The organism is Pseudomonas sp. FP2294, from assembly GCF_030687625.1.
Lineage (GTDB): Bacteria > Pseudomonadota > Gammaproteobacteria > Pseudomonadales > Pseudomonadaceae > Aquipseudomonas > Aquipseudomonas shahriarae.
This window is the reverse complement of the sequence record NZ_CP117441.1, coordinates 5853121-5866794: the sequence shown is the minus strand read 5'-3', so window position 1 is coordinate 5866794 and position 13674 is coordinate 5853121. Positions and strand designations below refer to the sequence as shown.

At 60.4% G+C, this 13674-nt stretch carries 16 protein-coding genes; 7 read left to right on the top strand and 9 right to left on the bottom strand.

The annotated features are described in order from the left end of the window. Window positions 1-1440, bottom strand: a complete 1440-nt coding sequence (gene cls, locus PSH73_RS26620; protein ID WP_057444243.1) for a cardiolipin synthase — start codon at window positions 1438-1440, stop codon at window positions 1-3. A 130-nt stretch (window positions 1441-1570) separates the two neighbouring features. On the opposite strand from cls, the gene PSH73_RS26615 reads away from it, so the two are divergent. Further along, entirely contained in the window at window positions 1571-2092 is a 522-nt protein-coding gene (locus tag PSH73_RS26615) for a DUF3617 domain-containing protein (RefSeq protein ID WP_057961218.1), read from the top strand. A gap of 14 nt (window positions 2093-2106) precedes the next feature. Here the strand turns inward: PSH73_RS26615 and PSH73_RS26610 are convergent, their stop codons facing one another. The 5 genes from PSH73_RS26610 to PSH73_RS26590 all read right to left on the bottom strand — a co-directional run bounded on the left by PSH73_RS26610 (window position 2107) and on the right by PSH73_RS26590 (window position 5778). Next, a complete protein-coding gene (locus PSH73_RS26610; RefSeq protein ID WP_305461650.1) occupies window positions 2107-3444 on the bottom strand; it encodes a dihydroorotase in 1338 nt (445 codons plus the stop codon). Between the two features lie 2 nt (window positions 3445-3446). Then, entirely contained in the window at window positions 3447-4007 is a 561-nt protein-coding gene (locus PSH73_RS26605) for a DapH/DapD/GlmU-related protein (protein ID WP_057440583.1), read from the bottom strand. Next, on the bottom strand, window positions 4004-4429 hold the full coding sequence (gene hisI, locus PSH73_RS26600; RefSeq protein WP_057961216.1) for a phosphoribosyl-AMP cyclohydrolase: 426 nt from the start codon (window positions 4427-4429) through the stop codon (window positions 4004-4006). The genes PSH73_RS26605 and hisI overlap by 4 nt, the downstream gene beginning before the upstream one ends. Beyond that, the gene (folE2, locus tag PSH73_RS26595; RefSeq protein ID WP_057440581.1) at window positions 4426-5331 is read right to left on the bottom strand and encodes a GTP cyclohydrolase FolE2; all 906 of its coding nucleotides are present in this window, start codon (window positions 5329-5331) and stop codon (window positions 4426-4428) included. Before folE2 ends, hisI begins: the two co-directional genes overlap by 4 nt. A 78-nt stretch (window positions 5332-5409) precedes the next feature. Beyond that, a complete protein-coding gene (locus tag PSH73_RS26590; RefSeq protein ID WP_057440580.1) occupies window positions 5410-5778 on the bottom strand; it encodes a hypothetical protein in 369 nt (122 codons plus the stop codon). Between the two features lie 126 nt (window positions 5779-5904). Here PSH73_RS26590 and dksA point away from each other — a divergent pair, with 126 nt between their 5' ends. From dksA to PSH73_RS26570, 4 genes are read left to right on the top strand one after another with little or no spacing between them, the layout of a single operon-like run. Further along, window positions 5905-6309, top strand: a complete 405-nt coding sequence (gene dksA / locus PSH73_RS26585) for an RNA polymerase-binding protein DksA (RefSeq protein ID WP_057961215.1) — start codon at window positions 5905-5907, stop codon at window positions 6307-6309. A 26-nt stretch (window positions 6310-6335) separates the two neighbouring features. Further along, window positions 6336-7544 (top strand): zinc metallochaperone GTPase ZigA, encoded by a 1209-nt coding sequence (zigA, locus tag PSH73_RS26580; RefSeq protein WP_120734373.1) that lies wholly within the window; start codon window positions 6336-6338, stop codon window positions 7542-7544. After that, entirely contained in the window at window positions 7544-8188 is a 645-nt protein-coding gene (locus PSH73_RS26575) for a DUF1826 domain-containing protein (protein ID WP_057440577.1), read from the top strand. Before zigA ends, PSH73_RS26575 begins: the two co-directional genes overlap by 1 nt. A 45-nt stretch (window positions 8189-8233) precedes the next feature. Next, on the top strand, window positions 8234-9196 hold the full coding sequence (locus tag PSH73_RS26570) for a GTP-binding protein (RefSeq protein ID WP_305462741.1): 963 nt from the start codon (window positions 8234-8236) through the stop codon (window positions 9194-9196). Here PSH73_RS26570 and PSH73_RS26565 read toward each other — a convergent pair. Next, window positions 9190-9582, bottom strand: a complete 393-nt coding sequence (locus PSH73_RS26565) for a DUF3301 domain-containing protein (protein WP_057961211.1) — start codon at window positions 9580-9582, stop codon at window positions 9190-9192. The two genes, PSH73_RS26570 and PSH73_RS26565, sit on opposite strands and share 7 nt — an antisense overlap. Window positions 9583-9698: 116 nt before the next feature. On the opposite strand from PSH73_RS26565, the gene pdxY reads away from it, so the two are divergent. Further along, window positions 9699-10571 (top strand): pyridoxal kinase PdxY, encoded by an 873-nt coding sequence (pdxY, locus tag PSH73_RS26560; protein ID WP_057440574.1) that lies wholly within the window; start codon window positions 9699-9701, stop codon window positions 10569-10571. 56 nt (window positions 10572-10627) lie between these two features. Here the strand turns inward: pdxY and PSH73_RS26555 are convergent, their stop codons facing one another. Then, complete coding sequence (locus tag PSH73_RS26555) at window positions 10628-11113, bottom strand: acyl-CoA thioesterase (protein WP_057961210.1); 486 nt, start codon at window positions 11111-11113, stop codon at window positions 10628-10630. A gap of 295 nt (window positions 11114-11408) precedes the next feature. On the opposite strand from PSH73_RS26555, the gene PSH73_RS26550 reads away from it, so the two are divergent. Then, window positions 11409-13172, top strand: coding sequence for a cation:proton antiporter (locus PSH73_RS26550; protein WP_057961209.1), 1764 nt, complete (start codon window positions 11409-11411; stop codon window positions 13170-13172). Between the two features lie 52 nt (window positions 13173-13224). Here PSH73_RS26550 and PSH73_RS26545 read toward each other — a convergent pair whose 3' ends face one another. Then, window positions 13225-13632 (bottom strand): SMI1/KNR4 family protein, encoded by a 408-nt coding sequence (locus tag PSH73_RS26545; protein ID WP_029290059.1) that lies wholly within the window; start codon window positions 13630-13632, stop codon window positions 13225-13227. Between the last annotated feature and the right edge of the window lie 42 nt (window positions 13633-13674).

Genomic DNA, 13674 nt, shown 5'->3' with positions numbered 1-13674 from the left:
TTATAAGATAGGGGAAATCAGCCGCGCCACGCGCATGCCCAGTTGCTGCAGGCGGCGGGTCTGCTGGCTTTCTTCCTGGCTGGTTTCGTGGGCCTGGGCGAAGTCATCCAGCAGCATGTGTTCCACCTCGCTGGCGAAGGCTTCGTCGACTGTCAGCAACATCACTTCGAAGTTGAGGCGGAACGAACGGTTGTCCAGGTTCGCACTGCCGATGGCGCTGATTTCCCGATCTACCAGCACCACTTTCTGATGCAAAAAACCCGGTTTGTAGCGGAACACCCGGACCCCGGCGCGCACCGCTTCAATCGCGTACAGGCTGGAGGCGGCATACACAATGCGATGGTCGGGGCGTGACGGCAGCAGCAAGCGCACGTCCACGCCACGCAACACCGCCAGGCGCAGCGCGGCGAATACCGCCTCATCGGGGATGAAATACGGGCTGGTGATCCACACCCGCTCAGTCGCCGCATGAATGGCTTCGACGAAAAACAGCGAACAGGTTTCATACGGGTCCGCCGGACCGCTGGCCAGCAATTGGCAGAGCACGCCGTCATCGGCATAGGTATCGGGCAGGATCAGCGGCGGCAGTTCGCGCGCGGCCCAGAACCAGTCTTCGGCAAACGATTCTTGCAGGCACGCCACCACGGGGCCGCTGACTTGCACATGGGTGTCGCGCCAGGGGGCGAGCGGCGGCTTCTTGCCCATGTATTCGTCGCCGACGTTATGCCCGCCGACAAAACCGGTCAGGCCATCGACCACGACAATCTTGCGGTGGTTACGGAAATTCACCTGAAAGCGATTGAGCCAGCCGCTGCGGGTGGCAAACGCCTTGATCTGCACCCCGGCATCGCGCAGCGATTGCACATAGCGGTGGGGCAGGGAGTGGCTGCCGATGCGGTCATACAGCACGTAGATGGCTACACCTTCGGCGGCCTTGGCCCTGAGCAGTGCATGCAATTGGCGCCCCAGTTCATCGTCATGAATGATGAAGAACTGCACCAACACGGCAGTCTTGGCGGCGCGGATGGCGTCGAAGATGGCGCTGAAGGTGGCATCGCCATTGACCAGCAAACGCACCTGGTTGTTCGCCAGACACGGCATGCGTCCCAGCTTGGGCATGGCGCGCAGGGAGGCGTAGGCCAGGGAGTTACGCGCAGCCAGGGCTTCTTCGACCCAAGGGCGCCAGTTCAACTCAGTGATTGCCTTGTGCATTTCCTGGTTGGCCTGGCGCCGCGCCTGGATATAGGCGTCGAAGCTGCTGCGGCCAAAGATCAGGTAGGGGATCAGCGTCAGGTACGGCATGAACATCAGCGACAGTGCCCAGGCGATTGAGCCTTGGGCGGTACGCACGGTGAGCACCGCGTGCAGGGCAGCCAGCGAGCCGAGAAAATGCAGGGTTGCGATGAAGTAGCCAAGCAAGTGCGGGCCGAAGAAATCCATGGGCAACGGTACTCCTGACAATCCAATGCGTAACAGACCATGTTCGGCGGCGATTGTCGCTATTTTATTGAGCATGCAACGCCGACCACTTTACGACGTCTAACGCCGACAATTACCCAGGAGTTACCCGATGAATGCTCGTCTGCTTGGTTTGGCCATGGTTGTTGGTTTGACGCTGCCGGTGGCAGCGCAGGCGCAGATGTTGGCGCCGGGCTTGTGGGAATTGACCACCAGCAATATGAAAGTCGATAACCAGAATCTGCCGGACTTGTCGTTGATCCTCGGTCAACTGAAGCAACAGATGACCCCGGAACAACGCGCAATGCTGGAAAAACAAGGCATCACCATGGCTGGCAAGGGCGTGCAGGTCTGCCTGACCCCGGCCCAGGTGGCCTCTGATTCCATCCCGCTGACCGACCCGCAATCGGGTTGCAAGCAAGAGGTCACAGACAAGACCGGCAACCAGTGGAAATTCCGCTTCAGTTGCCCGAAAGCCCAGGGCACTGGCGTGGCCACGTTCCAGAGCCAGAAGGCGTTCACCACCACGGTCAACGGTACTTTCAATGCCACCGGCGTGCAGCAGAACGGCAGCCTCGACACCCATGCGCAGTGGCTGGGCAACGACTGTGGCACGGTCAAACCCCGGGCCTGAACGGCTCCTGGGTTTTAGCGCAGAAAATGCAGGGGCAGCCCCTGGCAACTGTCGATCACCTGCCCCTGGTGCCAGGCCACATGGCCTGACACCAGAGTAGTGCTGACGCTATGGCGAAAGCTGCGCTCGGCAAAGGGTGTCCAGCCGCAGCGGGCGAGGATCGGTTGGCTGCTCACCGGTTTGCCTTCGGGCTCGGGTTTGATCAGCACCAGGTCGGCCCAGTAGCCCTCGCGCAGGTACCCCCGGTCGGGAATGGCGAACAGGTCGGCAACGCGATGACTGGTTTTCGCCACCAATGTGGTCAGGGGCAACAGGCCGTCCGCCACCAACTCCATCAATGCCGGTAGCGCATGTTGCACCAGGGGTAACCCCGCTGGTGCCTCGCGGTACGGCCGCTGTTTTTGCTCCCATGTATGAGGCGCGTGGTCGGTGCCGATCACATCCAGGCGATTGCTCAGCAGTGCCAGGCGCAGGGCATTGCGGTCGGCCCGGGTTTTGATCGCCGGGTTGCATTTGATCTGGTGGCCGAGGCGGGCGTAGTCGCGGTCGTCGAACAGTAAGTGGTGCACGCACACTTCTGCCGTGATGCGTTTTTCTGCCAGCGGTTTATCTTCAAATAACGACAGTTCCCGGGCGCTGGTCAGGTGCAGCACATGCAAGCGCGTGCCGTGGCGGCGCGCCAGCTCCACGGCCAGGGACGAGGAGCGATAGCAGGCTTCGGCATCGCGGATCAGCGGGTGGGCGACGGCGGGGATCGCCTCGCCAAACCGGTTTCGCAAGCGTTGTTCATTGGCCTGGATGCTCGGCGTGTGCTCGCAATGGGCGAGGAGAATGGTCGGCACCTCAGCAAATAAACGCTCCAGGACGCGTGGATCATCCACCAGCATATTGCCGGTGGAGGCGCCCATAAACACTTTGACCCCGGCGACCTGCCGCGGATCAAGGTCAGCCACGGTGTCGAGGTTGTCGTTGCTGACACCAAAGTGAAACCCGTAGTTGGCTACCGAGTGCAGTGCGGCGCGGCGTTTTTTGTCGGCCAGAGCTTCCAGGGTCAAGGTCGCGGGCTGGGTGTTGGGCATATCCATGAAACTGGTAATGCCCCCGGCCACTGCGGCGCGGGACTCGCTGTAAAAACTGCCTTTGTCCGGCGCGCCAGGTTCGCGGAAATGCACCTGGTCGTCGATCATGCCCGGCAGCAGCCATTGGCCTTGGGCATCAATCTCAATCTCGGCTGTTTGCCCCTGGATGCTGCCGGCGATTTTTTCGATACGGCCGTTGGCGACCAGCACGTCGGCATCGAATTCCTGGCCTTCATTCACCAGGCGGGCGTTGCGGATCAGCAAGCGGCTCATGTTTAGAACTCGTTTTGCAGGGCTTTGTAGCCGCGCACCAGGTCGACATTGGTACGCGCCACGTCTTCGGAAAACTCCGATGCGCTGATGCTCACGGGCGGGAACTGCGACAGATCGGTGTTGGGGCCGATGCGCGTGGTGGACGGCACATAGAACGCGGCGGGCAAGTCGCGGCCATCGACCACCGAGTTATGCCGCACCACGCAGCCATCTCCGACCACACAGTTGAACAGCACACTGTTGAAGCCGATAAACACCCGGTCGCCGACAGTGCAGGGGCCGTGGACAATCGAGCGATGGGCGATCGAGCTGAACTCGCCGATAGTCACCGCCGCACCGGATTTGGAGTGGATCACCACGCCGTCCTGGATATTGGAATTGGCGCCGATGGTGATCGGGTCCATGTCGCCGGTGGCATCGACTTCGTCGGCGCGGATCACCGCATAGGGGCCGACAAATACATTCTCGCCGATGATCACCTTGCCGCAGATGATCGCGGTTTTATCGACGTAGGCCGACTCGGCAATGACCGGCAGATCGCCGGAAGGGTTCTTGCGGATCATGCTGTAGGTTCCTTGAGAGGCGCGGTGATGATGTGCACTTGATCGTTTTCGATAGCGTTGTAAAAACAGGTGGGTCGGCCGGTATGACAGGCAGGGCCTTGTTGGTCGACGATCAGCAACACGGCATCGCCGTCGCAATCCAGGCGTGCTTCGATCAACTGCTGCTGGTGGCCAGAGCTTTCGCCTTTGCGCCACAACTGCTGGCGCGAACGTGACCAGTAGCAGACCTGGCCGCTGGCGAGGGTCTCGTCGAGGGCCTGGCGGTTCATCCAGGCCAGCATCAACACTGCGCCGCTGCCGTGTTGCTGGGCGATGGCGGCGATCAGGCCGTCACTGTTCCACGGCAGGGCATCCAATACGGGGGCCAGGGGAAAACGGCTACCCACGGCTGCCGCTTCCAGGTCGAGCATCGTCAGCTTCATGGGGTGCCCGAGGCGCCTCTCGTCCAATGGCTTTCGGCCACGGCGTCATGGGCGTGCAGGCTTTCGGCGTGGATGACTTTGAGTTGGATGGCTTGCACCGCATCCGAGCGTTTCAGTGCCAGGTTCAAGCGGCGCGCGGCGTCTTCGCAAAACATCAGGTTCTGGCCGTTGGCCAGGGCGAACGCCTGTTCATCGGCGCGCTTTACAGCGGTTTGTACGGCGGTGCCGAGGGCTGCTTCGGCCTGGTCGATCAAGGCTGTCAGGGGTAAGGCTTGGACGTCGGGTTGCAGATGGACCTGCAACAGCGCACTGCTGCGTTGGCTATGGGGCGTGGCGACGATGCCATTGGCGCTGCCAAGCCAGGCCAGTACATCTTCGTGTTGCAACGACTTGTTGCCGAAGTGATCGACAAATTGCTGTTGAATCAACTGCCTGGCGAGGGCCGCAGAGCATGGGCAGGTGGAAGAGTAGGTCACGTCAATTTTTAGTTCCACGTGGAACATCTGTTTTTCCAGACGCGCTTCGATGGTCACCGGGTAAGTCTTCCAGCCCGATAGCGGGCTGACCAACGCCGGGCGTTTGAGCAGCAAATCGGTGTGAATCCGCAGGTAGGCGCTGCTCGATAACCCTTCATGGCTATCGAGAAATCGCTGCAACACCTGACGCAGCAGCGCCGGTTGCAGGTCTTGTTGCTCGAGCATTTCCAACGCCAGGTACAGGCGCGACATATGAATGCCCCGCGCCTCGCCGTCATCCAGGCTCACGCCGGCATCGGCCTTGGCACTCAAACGTTGGCCGTCGATCAGGATGGGAAGAGCAATGCCGCACATACCCACCCAGTCGAGGGGCAAGGCTTGGCGAGAAGCCTGCGCGGCGATATCGGGCAGAGTCAGCGCATTCATGAGCAGGTCCATCGTTGGAGATAATCTGGCATGTTATAGTATAACAATTAGATCGACGATGATTTTTCTACGACCGCTCTAGCACCCGCTGATACGGCTGCAGGTGAACTTGGCGCTGGAGCCTCCGGAACTGGAGAACCGGTTGATCGTGGTCCAGCCCACACGCCGTGTGTAGCCGACCCACGCCTCACCGTCTGAGGCCAGACCGGTAAAGAACGTCAATTGGCCGTAGCGGCTATTGGTCTGCGCCCAGTAACGCTTGCCGATCACCTCGAATCCGCGCAAATACGTGGTGTTGCCTGCGGTCGCGACACTGTAGGCATTGCCCTGGGCATCGACACAGGCCAGCAGGGTGGCGCTGCGGGTGCATGTGGCCAGGGGGCTGGCTACTTGGGCGCCGGCCTGGGTCGCTACCAGCAGCAACACACCGCATAACAGGGATTTCATCGCGTTTCTCGGGGCCTGGAGGCGTTCAAGGATTGTGCCCTTCGTCGTGACGGGCAAGAGGGGATTAGCTTATTTGTATTGTTATACTATAACATCAAAATACAGCCTGACCCGTGAACCGACCTGATGACTGAACAAGACCTGCTCGCTCAACCACCTGCTGATTATATGAATGAGGCCCAGCAGGCCTTTTTCCGCGAGCTGTTGTTGGCTCAGCGCTATGACCTGCAAGCGCGCATCGAAGCCGAGTTCATCGTGCTGCGCGAGCAGGAACCCCATAGCGATCCCGCCGATGTCGGCAGCGCCGAAGAACAGCGCCAATGGCAACTGCGTCTGCTGGAGCGGGAAAAGAAGCTGCTGGACAAGATCGACGAGGCCCTTGAGCACCTCGCCCGTGGTGAGTACGGCTGGTGCCGTGAGACAGGCGAGCCGATTGGCCTCAAGCGCCTGTTGCTGCGGCCCACGGCCACCCTGTGTATTGAAGCCAAAGAACGTGAAGAGCTGCGCGAACGCCATCAACGGGCGATTTGACCGGCCAACCTGATGAGGAACACCCGATGACCGACCGTCTACCCGTAACCGTGCTGTCCGGCTTTCTCGGCGCCGGTAAAAGCACGCTGCTCAATTACGTCCTGCGCAACCGCGAAAATCTGCGAGTGGCGGTGATCGTCAACGATATGAGCGAAATCAACATTGATGGCGCTGCGGTACAGCGCGACGTCAGCCTCAATCGCGCCGAAGAAAAACTGGTGGAAATGAGCAACGGCTGCATCTGCTGCACTTTGCGCGAAGACTTGCTCGTTGAGGTCGGAAAGCTCGCCAGGGAGGGTCGGTTCGATTACCTGCTAATCGAATCCACTGGCATTTCCGAACCGCTGCCCGTGGCAGAAACCTTCACCTTTCGCGATGAAAACGGTCAGAGCCTGGCCGACATTGCGCGTCTGGACACCATGGTCACCGTGGTCGACGGCATGAACTTCCTGCTCGACTACCAAGCCGCCGACAGCCTGGCGTCACGGGGCGAAACCCTGGGTGAAGATGATGAACGTTCCATCACCGACCTGTTGATCGAGCAGATCGAGTTTGCCGACGTCATCCTTATCAGCAAGATCGACCTGATCAGCAGCCACGAACGTGAAGAACTGGTGGCCATCCTTGAACGCCTGAATGCCCAGGCGCGCATCATTCCCATGGTCATGGGCGAAGTGCCGCTGGCCGAGATCCTCAATACCGGGCGTTTTGACTTCGAGCGCGCGGCCCAGGCGCCGGGCTGGCTGCAGGAACTGCGCGGCGAACATGTGCCGGAGACTGAAGAATATGGCATCGCCTCCACGGCCTATCGGGCGCGGCGGCCATTCCATCCCCAGCGTTTTTTCGACTTTATCGACCGCCCGTGGGTCAACGGCAGGCTGCTGCGCTCCAAGGGATTTTTCTGGCTGGCCAGCAAACATCGCGACGCCGGCAGTTGGTCCCAGGCCGGTGGCTTGATGCGCCATGGTTTTGCTGGTCGCTGGTGGCGCTTTGTGCCCAAGAGCCAATGGCCCGAGGACCAGCAAAGCGTCGCGGCGATCATGGAGAACTGGCAACCGAGCACCGGCGATTGCCGCCAGGAACTGGTGTTTATCGGGCAGAACATCGACTTCGTGCGCCTGCGCGCGGAGTTGGACGCGTGCCTGCTGACCGACGATGAAATGGCCCAGGGCGTCGAAGGTTGGCGCCTGCTGGTCGATCCTTTTGGCCCTTGGTATGAGGAGGCAGCCGCCTGATGTTGGCCCCTGTGATTCAACTGCGCCCGGTGATTCGCCAGACCCGTGGTGAAACCCCGTTGGCGCTCGCCGATATCCTCGATAACGGGGTGAACCTGGCGCTGTGGCAGCGTCAGTTGCCGCTGCATATCGCCGAGTTTGGTGCGTTGCTGGTCTCGCTGAACGAGCCGCTGGCAGAATCGCTGGTGGTTGAGTTGGACAGTGAAGATGCTGAGCCCAACTTGCAGGGCTTGGCCGCAGGTTGTCGTGACCTTGAGGGCTACGACGGGTTTATCGCCGATGTGGCATGGCTGGTCAGCGCCTTTGCCTGCCTGCTGGGCGCCAAGCGTATTGGCGTGCGGTTAAGGCTGTTGGACAAGGCTATGTGCCCGCGTTTTCACGTCGATCATGTGCCCGTGCGCTTGATCACCACCTATGCCGGTATCGGCAGCCAATGGTTGCGCGAAGGGGTGATGGACCGACGTCAGTTGAGTCAGGCGGACGCGGAGCCCACCGAGCGCATCGAACAGATCCACTGCGGTGAAGTCGCCCTGCTCAAAGGCGAAAAGTGGCGTGGCAATGAAGGCTACGGCTTGATTCATCGTTCGCCGGCGCTGGCCGCCAATGAACGACGGCTGATTCTGACGCTGGATTGGCTGGCATAACCGGGTAGGATCAATCGTCTCTACACGGCCTGAATAATGTCCACGATGCTGCAGAATATTCCCACGCATGTGATTGCCGGCCCCTTGGGGGCTGGCAAGACCAGCTTGATCAAGCACCTGTTCACCCAGCGCCCGGCCAATGAGCGTTGGGCGGTGTTGATCAATGAGTTCGGGCAGATTGGCCTGGATGCTGCGCTGCTGACCCTGGATGACGACGGTATTGCCATCGGCGAAGTGGCCGGTGGCTGTTTGTGCTGTGTGAATGGTGCGCCATTCCAGATAGGGCTAGGTCGCCTGCTGCGTAAGGCCAAGCCGGACCGCCTGTTTATCGAACCCTCAGGGTTGGGGCACCCGGCGCAATTGCTGGCGCAGTTGCGCCAGGCGCCCTGGCAAACCGTGCTGGCCGTCCAGCCTTGTGTGCTGGTCCTGGATGCCCAGGCACTGGCGGCAGGCAGACCGTTGCCCGACGCGCAACGCGAGGCATTGGCCAGTGCCGGGTTGCTGGTGCTGAACAAGGAAGAAGGGCTGGATGCCGCGCAACGCAGCGTTATCGAAAACACATTACCAGCCTGCGAGGTTTACTGGACTCGACAGGCGCAACTGCCATTGGTCCGCCTGCCAGGGTTCGGCGCACAGGCTGGAGCGCCTGTGGATAACTTTGAAATGCCCAAGGGGTTGACGCAAATCCCGGCAATCTGGAGCGATCCGTGCGTGCCGATTTGCCTGCACCAGGCGCAGGCAGGCGGCTGGAGCATCGGTTGGCGCTGGCACCCGAGCCAGCAGTTCGATCCCGCGTTGCTGCGGCAATGGTTGCAGGGCCTGGACTGGCGCCGTGCCAAATTGGTTATCCACAGCGCAGATGGTTGGGTTTCGGCCAACGCTGTGGATAACACCATGCTCACTTGGCAGCCCAGCGAATGGCGCCGGGACTCACGCATCGAGCTGATCTTCAGTGAAGAGAAGGACGTGGCAGAACTGCAAAAGGCCCTGGCCGCTTGCCGTCAGTGACGGCTCTTGCCGTGCTCCTGACGCCACTGGCTCAGTTCAATCACTTCGGCGCTGGGCGGCGGGGTCTTTATTTCAAACGGGTAGGGCGCCAGTTCGATCTGCGCACTGTGGGCCCCAAACTGGGTGATGGTGCCAGGGTGGCGGGCCTCACCGGTCACGGTGAACTCAAAGTTGTAGACCCGCGCCAAACGCCGGCGGCCGCTGGCGTCCTTGACGAAGCCGATGCGTTTCAAGGCCACGGCGCCGTCGAGCAATTCGATGTCGAGCTTGGCGCAATGCTGTTTGACCCTCTCCAGCGCACGCTCGCGCAAGCCGTGGTTGTGCCACACCCAGGCGGCAGCCGCCGCCAGTAGCATCAGCACAAAGATATTTCCCAGGGTCAGCATGCGATTTGCTCCAACAAAGTAAGGCCAGCTTAACTGTGTCTCCGGTCTGTCGTACAGGATGCTTTTAGTCGCATACTGCGCGGCCAGAATTCAACGGTTTTACGGAAGTTTCCTGCATGAAACGCACACCTCATCTGCTTGCGATCCAGTCCCATGTGGTCTTCGGCCATGCCGGCAACAGCGCCGCCGTATTTCCCATGCAGCGAGTGGGGGTGAATGTCTGGCCGCTCAACACCGTGCAGTTCTCCAACCATACCCAGTATGGCCACTGGGCGGGAGAAGTGTTGGCGCCGCAGCAAATTCCGGCGCTGGTGGAGGGGATTGCGGCGATTGGCGAACTGGGCAACTGCGATGCGGTGCTGTCCGGCTACCTGGGCAGCGCCGCCCAGGGGCGGGCGATCCTGAGCGGGGTGGCGCGGATCAAGGCGATCAACCCCAGGGCCCTGTACCTGTGCGACCCAGTGATGGGCCATCCGGAAAAAGGCTGCATCGTGCCCCAGGAAGTCAGTGATTTTTTGCTGGACGAAGCGGTGGCCATGGCCGACTTCCTGTGCCCCAACCAACTGGAGTTGGACAGCTTTTGCGGGCGTAAACCGCAGTCGCTGTTCGATTGCCTGGGTATGGCGCGCGCCCTGCTGGCGCGGGGGCCCAAAGCGGTGCTGGTCAAGCACCTGGACTACCCGGGCAAGCTGGCGGACGGTTTCGAGATGCTGCTGGTGACGGCCGAAGGCAGCTGGCACCTGCGCCGGCCGCTGCTGGCATTTGCGCGCCAGCCGGTGGGGGTGGGCGACCTGACATCGGGCCTGTTCCTGGCGCGGGTGCTGCTGGGCGACAGCCTGCTGGCCGCGTTCGAGTTCACGGCGTCGGCTGTGCATGAAGTGCTGCTGGAAACCCAGGCATGCGCCAGTTACGAGTTGGAATTGGTGCGGGCCCAGGACCGTATCGCCCATCCGCGCGTGCGCTTTGAAGCCACGCCGATCAGTCTGTAACACCCACAATCCCCCTGTAGGAACTGGCAAGCCAGCCCCTACAGGGGGATTGTGTTTTACAGCGCGTCGGCCTTGATTTCCTGGTAGCGCTTCTCCAGCTCCTGGCGAATCTGCCGGCGCTGTTTGCCCTGGATAAACCGGCGCTTGTCTTCACTGTTCTGTGGCTGCAACGCTGGCACGGCGGCCGGTTTGCGGGCGTCGTCGACGGCAACCATGGTGAAGAAGCAACTGTTGGTATGGCGCACCGAGCGCTCGCGGATGTTCTCGGTGACCACCTTGATCCCCACTTCCATTGACGTGTTGCCGGTGTAGTTGACCGAAGCCAGAAATGTCACCAGTTCGCCCACATGGATCGGCTCACGAAAAATCACCTGGTCCACCGACAGTGTGACGACATAGCGGCCGGCATAACGGCTGGCGCAGGCGTAGGCCACTTCGTCGAGGTACTTGAGCAGGGTACCGCCGTGGACATTGCCTGAGAAATTGGCCATGTCAGGGGTCATCAATACCGTCATTGACAGCTGGGCGTTTCCGGGTTCCATAGCACACTCACGGTTGTAGGCATTGGTTGGGGGGGGGCACCTCTGCGGATGCTCGAATCATTACAGCGCCATCCCTAACGGGACGCCGGGACGGGGCTTGCCGTCACGCCCAGGGCGATCTGTTTCCATATATTGCACCGGCTTTCTGCCGCAAGTCGCGGTGTTACCCTTGAAAAGCCCATTTCAAGGGCATTTCTTACGAATAAGGCAGACTTTTCCTTCCGCATATTGCGCGCCGTTGTGGCGGCTGCCTGGAATTCGGGACAGTGCCAGTACCCTCAAGGAGCCCCTCGCCATGCACGCCATCAGTTTTATCCAGGACTTGGCCGTGATCATGCTCGTGGCAGGGGTGGTGACCATCCTGTTCCATCGCTTCAAGCAGCCGGTCGTCCTGGGGTACATCGTCGCCGGCTTTATCATCGGCCCGCACACCCCGCCTTTCGGCCTGATCCACGACGAAGACACCATCAAGACCCTGGCCGAGCTGGGGGTGATTTTCCTGATGTTCTGCCTGGGCCTGGAGTTCAGCCTACGCAAGCTGTTCAAGGTCGGCGCCACGGCGTTTATCGCGGCCTTCCTGGAAATCATCCTGATGATCTGGATTGGCTATGAAATTGGCCAATGGTTCGACTGGAACACCATGGATTCACTGTTCCTCGGTGCGATCCTGGCGATTTCCTCGACCACCATCATCGTCAAGGCGCTCAACGACCTGAAGATGAAAAACCAGCGCTTTGCCCAACTGATCTTTGGCGTGCTGATCGTCGAGGACATCCTGGGCATCGGCATCATCGCCTTGTTATCAAGCATCGCCGTCAGCGGCACGGTCAGCTCCGGCGAGGTATTTTCCACGGTCGGCAAGCTCTCACTGTTCATGATCGTGGCCCTGGTGATTGGCATTTTGCTGGTGCCACGCCTGCTGGCCTACGTGGCCAAGTTTGAAAGCAACGAGATGCTGCTGATCACCGTCCTGGGCCTGTGTTTTGGCTTCTGCCTGCTGGTGGTCAAGCTGGAGTACAGCATGGTGCTGGGCGCCTTCCTGATCGGTGCGATCATGGCCGAGTCCCGGCAATTGCTGAAAATAGAACGCCTGATCGAGCCGGTTCGCGACATGTTCAGTGCCATCTTCTTCGTTGCCATTGGCTTGATGATCGACCCGCAGATCCTGCTGCAATATGCGTGGCCGATTGCGGTGATTACTGTGGCCGTGGTGCTGGGCAAGATGCTGTCCTGTGGCCTTGGCGCGTTTATCGCCGGTAATGACGGCCGCACCTCGTTGCGGGTGGGCATGGGCCTGTCACAGATCGGCGAATTTTCTTTCATCATTGCGGCGCTGGGGATGACCTTGCAGGTCACCAGCGACTTTCTCTACCCGGTGGCGGTGGCCGTTTCCGCCATCACTACGTTGCTCACGCCATACCTTATTCGTGGCGCCGACCCATTGTCCTTGAAGATCGCGGCTGTGATGCCACAGCGTCTGAGCCGGGTGTTTGGCATGTATGGCGAATGGCTGCGCAGCATTTCGCCCCAGGGCGAAGGCGCGATGCTGGCGTCGATGATCCGCAAGATCATCTTGCAGGTAGGGGTAAACCTGGCGCTGGTGGTGGCGATCTTCTTTACCGGCAGCTTCTTCGCCGCGCGCATTGGAGGGTATCTGGAAGGCTGGATCAGTGATCCGAGCTGGCAGAAGGCATTGATCTGGGGTGGTGCGTTGCTACTGTCGCTGCCGTTTCTGATTGCCGCATATCGCAAGCTCAAGGCGCTGTCGATGCTGCTGGCGGAAATGAGCGTGAAGCCGGAAATGGCTGGGCGCCATACCCAACGTGTACGGCGGGTGATTGCCGAACTGATCCCGATTCTCTCGCTGCTGGTGATCTTCCTGCTATTGGCGGCCTTGTCGGCCAGTATTTTGCCGACCAACAAGTTGCTGGTATTGATTGCGGTGGTGACGGCCGCAGTGGCTGCCGTGCTCTGGCGCTGGTTCATCCGCATCCATACGCGCATGCAAGTGGCCTTGCTGGAAACCCTGGATAATCACAAGGACACGCCGGAGCATTGAGCGTATGTGGCGAGGGGGCTTTGCACACCGCCCCCTTGTCACTGGTTTTGGCTCAGCTTTCCAGCCACACGTCCCGCGCCCAGTGCCACACCGATTCCCATGACTCTTCGGTTACCAGTTCTTCTTCGCCGGACCACAAGACCACCGTGCCGTCTTCTTCGACGCAGTAGTAGTCGTCGCCATCCTGGCAAATCGGGATCAGTTCGCGAGGCACGCCGATATCCCAGGCATTGGCGGCGACTTCCGGCAGGTAAGTGTGGGACTGGGGGTCGGTGATGGTCACCGGTTCCAGGCTGCCATACACCACATCGCTGACGGTCAGCAGGAATTCCTTGAACACAAACGGGATGTTGATAAACAGCTGTTCTTCGACTTCCACCAACTGGTCTTCGTCGGGCAGTTCCAGAGGAACCGGTACCGGTTCGTTGGCTTCACGCAATTGTTCGATAACTTCTTCCACTGCCGGGATCCTCATGCTAAATGGCGCGGTTTATAGGGGCGT